We start from the raw sequence: 7,375 nt of genomic DNA on the forward strand, positions 1-7,375 counted from the left end.
GGAACTGCGGATCGGCGCGATCCACCGGGTCCTCACCGGCACCGGCTTCGGCCCGGAGGACCTGGTTTCCCGCTGGTCCGCGGCGGGCCTCGACGTGCGCTACGACGAGCACGCCGTCCCGGTCACCGGCGAGGCGGTGGTGCGCGCGGGCACGGCGGTGCTGCGGGTCGTGCTGCCGAAGCCCGACGTGCCGGCACCGGTGATCGACCACGAGATCGTCGAGCGGGTGCTGTTCGCCGAGGCGCTCGGGATCGACCCGGACGGACCGTGCATGCACCCGCTCCCGGACGGCCGCCCGGTGCCCCCGGACGCCGACGCGGTGGTGCTGCTGGCCCCGGTGAGCCACGCGGACGTCCTTGCCGTGCACGCGGCGGGGCGGCGGATGCCGCGCAAGGCCACGTACTTCACGCCGAAGCCGCGCAGTGGCCTGGTGCTCGCGGAGCTTTAGCGAGCGCCCCAAGGTGGCCTTCGGTGCGTCAGACGCACCCAAGGCGGCCTTCGGTGCGCAAGACGCAACCAAGGCCGCCTTGGGGCGCACTCGCCGCGGAGCTTTAGCGGGCGTCCCACCAGTCCAGGACACGCGTCGCGAAGAACGTCAGCCACTTCGACGGCTCGCCGGCCGGGACGTCCACCGCGAACCACACGCGTCCGGTGTCGGTCCGCTGCTGCAGCCACGTCCCGTCCGGCTGCCGGGCCGTGCGGATCAGCTCGATCGCCTCGGCCAGCCGCTCGTCCGGCCGTCCGGCGTCGCGAAAGTACGAAGCCGCGTTGAGGACGTCGTAGTGCCAGCGCATCGGGTAGCCGAACTCACGCACCCACGGCGCCAGTTCCGAGCCCGTCGACAACCGCCGGAACAGCCCGCGTTCCAGCAGGTACTCCTCGCCGCCACGGCGGGCTTCCCGCGTTTCCGGCGTGCCACCCGTCGCGGTTTCGTACGCCAGCAACCCTTTGAGGGAATTGAGTGTCGAGTGGACGGACGACCGCGTCGAGCCTTCGACCCACTCGCAGTTCCAGCCGCCGTCCGGCAGCCGGTGCGTGGTGAACCACTCGGCGATCCCGGCGACGTCCGCGCCGAGCCACATACCGTTGGCCAGCGTCCAGGCGTTGATGCAGCAGTCGACTTCGCCGTCCCAGTAGGGCAGGTCGTCGTACTCCCAGCGGCAGTTCGCGGCCAGCAGCCCGGCCGTGCCGCCCAGTACCGCGGCGTCGAGACCCCACTCGCGCAGGGCGTTCAGCGACCACGTCGTCGCCGTCCACGGCTGGGGTTCGTCGCCGCGGAAGCCGGCCGGGAAGAACGCGCCGCCCGCCCAGCGGCCGTCCGGGTCCTGCGCCGCGAGCAGCCGCGCGCCGAACCCCTCCGACGCGACCCGGGCGCGCGTCGCTTCCCAGATTTCCGGTGGGGCGCCCGCGAGGTCCCGCTCGACCTGCCAGCGCAGGGCCGGATCCGAGTCGAGGAGCCACGCGGGCACGTCCACCGGTGTCACGCGTCGGAAGTTCGTTGCCGCGTTGAGGTTCGGTCAGGAGCAGGGATTGCCTCGTGACCGGTCACCCACATGGGCGGCGTCGTGGCGGGCTGCGATGTAGTAAATGACTCATTCATGTCGTCCGACGACATGAATGAGTCATTCATGACGCGCGAGCGGCCGCAGCCGGCCGGGCCACCCGGCACCCCGCCCACACCGCCGCCTGTGAGAAAACCCCAATGTGGCGTTCGGTGCGTCAGACGCAACCAACGCCACATTGGGGCGCATCGCCGGGCCGCTGCCGACGAACCTCGGACGCGTGGCATCAGGCGCCGGTGACGCCGTCGATGGCTTCCCGGATGAAGTCCGCGTGCCCGTTGTGGCGGGCGTATTCGTGGATCATGTGCAGCATCACCAGCCGCAGCGACACGTCCTCGCCCCAGCGCGGCTGGTGGCCGGTGACGTCGAGGGACTCGGCCGCTTCCTCGATCTTGCGCGACTGCTCCACTTCGGCCTGCCACGCCTCGAAGGCTTCCGCGCGGGTCGAGGAACTCGCGTCGTAGGCGGCCTGGAAGTCGTTTTCGGTCGACCACCGCAGGGGGATGTCTTCGGCGTTGATCACCCGGCGGAACCAGGTGCGCTCCACTTCGGCCATGTGCCGGACGAGCCCGAGCAGCGACAGCGTCGACGGCGGGCTGGCGGCGCGGCGGAGGTCCTCGTCGGACAGTCCGTCGCACTTCATCGCGAGGGTGGCGCGGTGGAAGTCGAGGAACGTGCGGAGCATTTCGCGCTCGCCCCCGGTCAGGGGCGGTGCGGGGCGTTCGGTGGTCACGAGTCAGTGTGTATCACGCCGTGAATTGTCGTACCCGTGTTTTAAGCTCGCGCGGTGGACTTGCCCGTGATGCCGCCGGTGCGGCCGATGCTCGCGAAAGCCGTGCACGAGGTGCCTCGTGACCCGGGGCTGCTGTACGAGCCCAAGTGGGACGGCTTCCGCTGCGTCGTGTTCCGCGACGGTGACGAGGTCGAGCTGGGGTCGCGCAACGACCGCCCGCTGACCCGCTACTTCCCGGAGCTGGTCGAGCTGCTGGCCGCCGCGCTGCCGCCCCGCTGCGTCGTGGACGGCGAGATCGTGCTGGTCACGCCCGCGGGGCTCGACTTCGAGGCCCTGCAGCTGCGGCTGCACCCGGCGGCCTCGCGCGTGCGCAAGCTCGCCGAGGAGACGCCGGCCAGCTTCGTCGCGTTCGACCTGCTCGCCCTCGGCGACACCGACCTCACCGGCGAGCCCTTCCGCGAGCGGCGCAGGGAGCTGGAAAGCATCCTGCGCACCGACGCCGACGGGCTGCAGCGCGTCCACCTGACCCCGCTGAGCGACGACCCGGCGCAGGCCGAGGACTGGTTCACCCGGTTCGAGGGCGCGGGCTTCGACGGTGTCATGGCCAAGCCCGCGGACCTGCCGTACGAGCAGGACAAACGGGTGATGCTGAAGGTCAAGCACGAGCGCACGGCCGACTGCGTCGTGACCGGGTTCCGCTGGCACAAGGACGGCGCCGGTGTCGGCTCGCTGCTGCTGGGGCTGTTCGACGGCGACGGCGTGCTGCACCACGTCGGCGTGGCCAGCAGCTTCACCAAGGCGCGGCGGGCGGAGCTGGTCGAGGAGCTGGCGCCGCTGCGGGAGAACGCCCTGGAAGGGCACCCGTGGCGGTCGTGGGCCGAGTACGAGCCCCCGGCCGGCCGCCAACCGGGCGCGATGAGCCGGTGGGCGCCGCAGAAGGACCTCTCCTGGGAGCCGCTGCGGCCCGAGTGGGTGGCGGAGGTCCGCTACGAGCACCTGCAGGGCGGCCGGTTCCGCCACGGCGGGCGGCTGGTCCGGTTCCGGCCCGACCGCACCCCGGAGTCCTGCACGTACGCCCAGCTCGACGAGGCGCCGCCCGCCGAGCTCGCCAAGCTGTTCGGGGAGGCGCGATGAGCGAGGCCGTGCTGCTCGACGTCGACGGCGTCGAGGTCAAGATCAGCAGCCCGGACAAGGTCTACTTCCCGGAGCGCGGCGAGACGAAGCTCGACCTCGTCGAGTACTACCGCGCGATCTCGGGGCCGCTGCTGGCCCGGCTCGGCGGGCGCCCGCTGCTGCTGGAGCGCTACCCCGACGGCGCGGGCGGCAAGAACTGGTTCCAGAAGCGCGTGCCGAAGGGCGCGCCGCCGTGGCTGAGCACCACCGTCGTCTCGACGCCGAACGGCACGACGAGCGACGCGCTGGTGGCGAAGGACCTCGCGCACATCCTGTGGGCGGTGAACCTCGGCTGCCTCGGCTTCCACGTCTGGCCGTACCGCGCGGGCACCCCGGAGGTCACCGACGAGCTGCGCGTCGACCTCGACCCGTCGCCCGGCATCGGCTTCGACGAGCTGCGCGAGGCCGCGGTGCTGACCCGGGAGTTCCTGGCCGAGCACGGCATCGAAGGCCACCTGAAGACGTCCGGTTCGCGGGGCCTGCACCTGTACGTGCTGCTCGAACCGCGCTGGGACAGCTTCCAGGTGCGCGCCGCGGCGGTCGCGCTGGCCCGGGCGCTCGAACGCCGTCACCCGGAGAAGATCACCGCGCAGTGGTGGAAGGAGGAACGCGGCTCGCGCGTGTTCGTCGACTTCAACCAGAACGCGCCGCACAAGACCGTGTTCGGCGCCTGGTGCGTGCGGCCGCGGGTGGGCGGCCAGGTGTCGACGCCGATCGGCTGGGACGAGCTGGACACGGTGGAGCCGGCCACGCTCACCCTGAGCACGGTGCCCGCGCGGGTGGCCGAACGCGGCGACCCGTGGGCCGGCGCGGGGGAGCGGCCGCAGTCGATCGAGCCGCTGCTCGCGATGTCCGAAGCGGACATGGCGAACGGGCTGATGGACGCGCCGTGGCCGCCGGTCTACCCGAAGATGCCCAACGAGCCGCCGCGGGTGGCGCCGAGCCGCGCGAAGAAGGCGTGAAGTGGCCACCGTCGCGGAGTGCCCGGCCGACGACGGGTTGCTGCTCGCCCTGATGACGGCGATGACCGCCGAGCTGATCGTGGTCTACGACCTGCCCCCGGACGCCCAGCCCCGCCCGCTGGCCCCGGCCAGCCGCTACCTCCTGGCCCGCGACGGCCCCCGCGCGATCGGCTGCTGCGCGGTCGAACCGGTCGAGCCGGGCCTGTCTGAGCTGAAGCGCATGTTCGTCGCCCCGGACGCGCGAGGAACCGACGTCTCGGGCGCGCTGGTCGCGGAGTCCGAACGCCTGGCCCGCAACCAGGGCGCGCACCGCCTCCGCCTGGAAACCGGAGTCCGCCAGCCGGCGGCGATGCGCTTGTACGAGCGAGCGGGGTACCGGCGGGTGCCGAACTTCCCGCCGCACGAAAGCGATCCCGAGTCGGTCTGCTACGAGAAGGCGCTCGGTTAGACCGCGCCACCACCTCGCGCGGCAATCCGCTCGAGCCGCGCCAATCCCTTTTCCCCGGCGGGATCACCGACGACGGCGGCGAGGCGGTACCACTCGGCAGCTTGCCCGAAGTCGCCGGCGATCGCGTGCAGGGCCGCGTTGTGCGCGATGGCCGGGGTGTGCCCGCGATCGGCGGCCTGTTCCGCCCAAACCATGGCCTCCCCGAGATTTCGCAGGGAGAGCTCATGGCTGCTCAACGCCATCATCGCTTCCGGCTGCCCACCGCGAGCGGCGTGCTTCCACCACTTCACCGCGGCGGCGACCTCGCCTTGCTTCTCCAGCCACACCCCGAGGTTGGTGGCGGACGGCAGGTCACCCCCGGCCGCGGCCCGCTTCCACCAGTTCGCCGCTTCGGCGGGCTTTCCCAGGCGCAGCAGGACCTCGCCGCAGTTGGCGGCCGCTCCGGCGTCCCCCGCTTCCGCGGCCCGGGTCAACCAGGACAGCGCGAGCTCGGGGTCGTCCCGCCGCATCGCCCGTTTCGCGAGCACCGACATCGCCGGCACGTCGCCGTGTTCGGCGGCGCGGGTGTACCACAGCTCGGCTTGCGATTCGTCCTGCTCCGCGTCCGCCGCGCGGCCCAGTTCGACCATGGCGTCCGGGTCGCCCAGGTCGGCCGCCAGCCGCAGGAACTTCTTCATCCCTTCGGTGTCTCCGGCGTCCCGGCGGAAGACCGCGAGGTTGACGAGGGCGTCGACGTCCGACTGCGCCGCGGCGAGGGTGAACCACTTCTCCGCCGCGGCCGGGTCGTCTTCCTCCAGCGCCAGCTCGCCGAGCACGACGAGGGCGTCGACCTCGCCGGCCTCCGCGGCGCGGGTGTACCACTCCCTCGCTTCGGTCTTCTGCCGGTCCTTCACGAGCTGAGCCGCGAGATGAGTCATGGCCACCGGCAGGCCCGCCGCCGCACCCCGCCGGAGGACCGCTTCCGCCTCCGCCTGCTTGCCGCGGCGGCGAAGGATCTTCGACAGGTTGACCACGCAGCCGCCCATGACCTGGTCTTCCAGGCCCGCCGCGCGTGGCTCGGCCTCGAGCTGCGCTTCGAGCACTCGCCGGTACCACTTTTCGGCCTCGGTGTAGCGGCCGCTCGTGTGCAGCAGCGACCCCAGCGCGGCCATCGCCGCCGGTTCGCCGTCCACGGCCGCCGTGCGGTACCAGTGCTCGGCGCCTGCCGCGTCCCCGCGGGCGAACAGCCGGATCGCCGTGATGGTCATGGCGCTGCGAAAGCCCTTCTCCGCTGCTTCCCGGTACAGCCGGTCGGATTCCGCGTCGTCGTCGGCCTGGCCGGCGAGCCAGGCGAGTGCTTCGCCGTCGCCGTCTTCGGCGGCCTCGCGGAACGCCGCCTCCGCGCGGTCTTCGTCCCCCAGCTTCAGCAGGACGGTGGCAAGCCGGGTGCGCGCGTGGGGAGTCTTCAGCTCGGCCGCGATCGCGAACCACTTCGCAGCCTCCCGCAGTTCGTCTTTCTCCTCGTGGACGAACGCGACGCAGAAGGCCGCGAAGGGCTGCCCGAGCCGGAAGGATTCGCGGAACATGCCGAGCGCCTCGTCCGTCCGGCCGGCCCGGCGGTACAGCTCCCCGAGGCTGGAGAACGCCCGCGGTTCACCGTGTTCGGCGGCGGCCCGGAAACGCTCTTCCGCCGCCGCGGCGTTCCCCGCCTCTTCGTCGACGCAACCCAGGCGGTAGACGGCTTCGGGGTCGCCGAGGTCGGCCGCGCGGTGCCACCACGCCAGCGCCGTCTCGCGCTCGGCGCGCTTGTCGTGCACGACGCCGAGGTTCACCATCGCCGAGCTGTGCCCGCGGGCGGCCGCTTCCTCCCACCACTTCTCGGCTTCCTCGGCGCGCTCGTCGCGGTGGCAGAGCACGCCGAACGCCGTCATCCCCGCCAGGTGCCCGCCTTCGGCCGCGGCGCGGAACGCGCGCTCCGCGACGTCCCGCCTGCCGCGCAGGTACGCCGTGACGCCCACGCCGTACGCCCGGTCGGGAGCCGGGTCGCCGAGCACCGCGTCCCACACCGGGTCTGGTACTTCGCGGCCGTGGCCGGGCGGGCCGCCGCGGTCGGCGTGGTCGACCAGGTAGTCCATGGCCATCAGCGTCCCGTCCCGGTACGGCTGCAGGCACGAACTGGCCTGGAGGACGGGCAGGCTCGCCCAAGCAGCCGCCTCCCCGGCCGACGGCAGGTCGCCGCGGTCCCGCCAGACCGGATCGACGAACTCACGCGCCAAGGCGGCCAGCAGCTCCAGCGGCAGCGGCTCGTGCACTCCCGCCCGGCGGCACTCGACGGCCGCCGTGATCAGCGCGCTCCCCACCTGGAACAACGGCCCTTCGCCGACCGTCCAGCGGGCGACCATGGCCGTGCCCGCGGCCAGGTACTCGGCGAACCCTTCCCGCGCCGCCAGGGCCTGGGCGATCCGCCGGTCGCGCCGGGCGAGCTGCCGGGCGCGCTCGCGCTCGCCGTCCGTCAGCT

The 7,375-nt window shown here is 72.7% G+C and carries 6 protein-coding genes and 1 pseudogene; 4 read left to right on the forward strand and 3 right to left on the reverse strand.

Annotation, left to right across the window (positions count from 1 at the left end):
• A pseudogene (locus tag G3I65_RS14115) lies at nucleotides 1-448 on the forward strand (DUF1015 family protein); the annotation flags it as partial.
• A gap of 103 nt (nucleotides 449-551) precedes the next feature.
• On the opposite strand, the gene G3I65_RS14120 reads toward G3I65_RS14115, so the two are convergent.
• Together G3I65_RS14120 and G3I65_RS14125 are read right to left on the reverse strand one after the other, a co-directional pair.
• Nucleotides 552-1,475, reverse strand: a complete 924-nt coding sequence (locus G3I65_RS14120; RefSeq protein WP_160696520.1) for a squalene cyclase — start codon at nucleotides 1,473-1,475, stop codon at nucleotides 552-554.
• A gap of 313 nt (nucleotides 1,476-1,788) precedes the next feature.
• Nucleotides 1,789-2,295, reverse strand: coding sequence for a DinB family protein (locus tag G3I65_RS14125; protein WP_160696516.1), 507 nt, complete (start codon nucleotides 2,293-2,295; stop codon nucleotides 1,789-1,791).
• Between the two features lie 54 nt (nucleotides 2,296-2,349).
• On the opposite strand from G3I65_RS14125, the gene G3I65_RS14130 reads away from it, so the two are divergent.
• From G3I65_RS14130 to G3I65_RS14140, 3 genes are read left to right on the forward strand one after another with little or no spacing between them, the layout of a single operon-like run.
• Nucleotides 2,350-3,429 carry an ATP-dependent DNA ligase gene (locus G3I65_RS14130; RefSeq protein ID WP_309235446.1) on the forward strand — a complete coding sequence of 360 codons (1,080 nt, stop codon included), beginning with the start codon at nucleotides 2,350-2,352 and terminating at the stop codon, nucleotides 3,427-3,429.
• Nucleotides 3,426-4,430: a non-homologous end-joining DNA ligase gene (gene ligD, locus G3I65_RS14135; RefSeq protein WP_160696517.1), complete on the forward strand. Its 1,005-nt coding sequence runs from the start codon at nucleotides 3,426-3,428 to the stop codon at nucleotides 4,428-4,430. Before G3I65_RS14130 ends, ligD begins: the two co-directional genes overlap by 4 nt.
• Before the next feature lies 1 nt (nucleotide 4,431).
• Complete coding sequence (locus tag G3I65_RS14140; RefSeq protein ID WP_160696518.1) at nucleotides 4,432-4,878, forward strand: GNAT family N-acetyltransferase; 447 nt, start codon at nucleotides 4,432-4,434, stop codon at nucleotides 4,876-4,878.
• Here the strand turns inward: G3I65_RS14140 and G3I65_RS14145 are convergent.
• Nucleotides 4,875-7,375, reverse strand: a 2,501-nt coding sequence (locus G3I65_RS14145; protein ID WP_160696519.1) for a tetratricopeptide repeat protein, incomplete at its 5' end; no start/stop codon positions are given. The two genes, G3I65_RS14140 and G3I65_RS14145, sit on opposite strands and share 4 nt — an antisense overlap.

The sequence above is a fragment of the Amycolatopsis sp. SID8362 genome (assembly GCF_010550475.1).
In the GTDB taxonomy this organism is placed as follows: domain Bacteria; phylum Actinomycetota; class Actinomycetes; order Mycobacteriales; family Pseudonocardiaceae; genus Amycolatopsis; species Amycolatopsis eburnea.

Coding starts and splice junctions, on each gene's coding strand:
- ligD (WP_160696517.1), top strand. CDS start 3,426: ATGAGCGAGGCCGTGCTGCTCGACGTCGACGGCGTCGAGGTCAAGATC.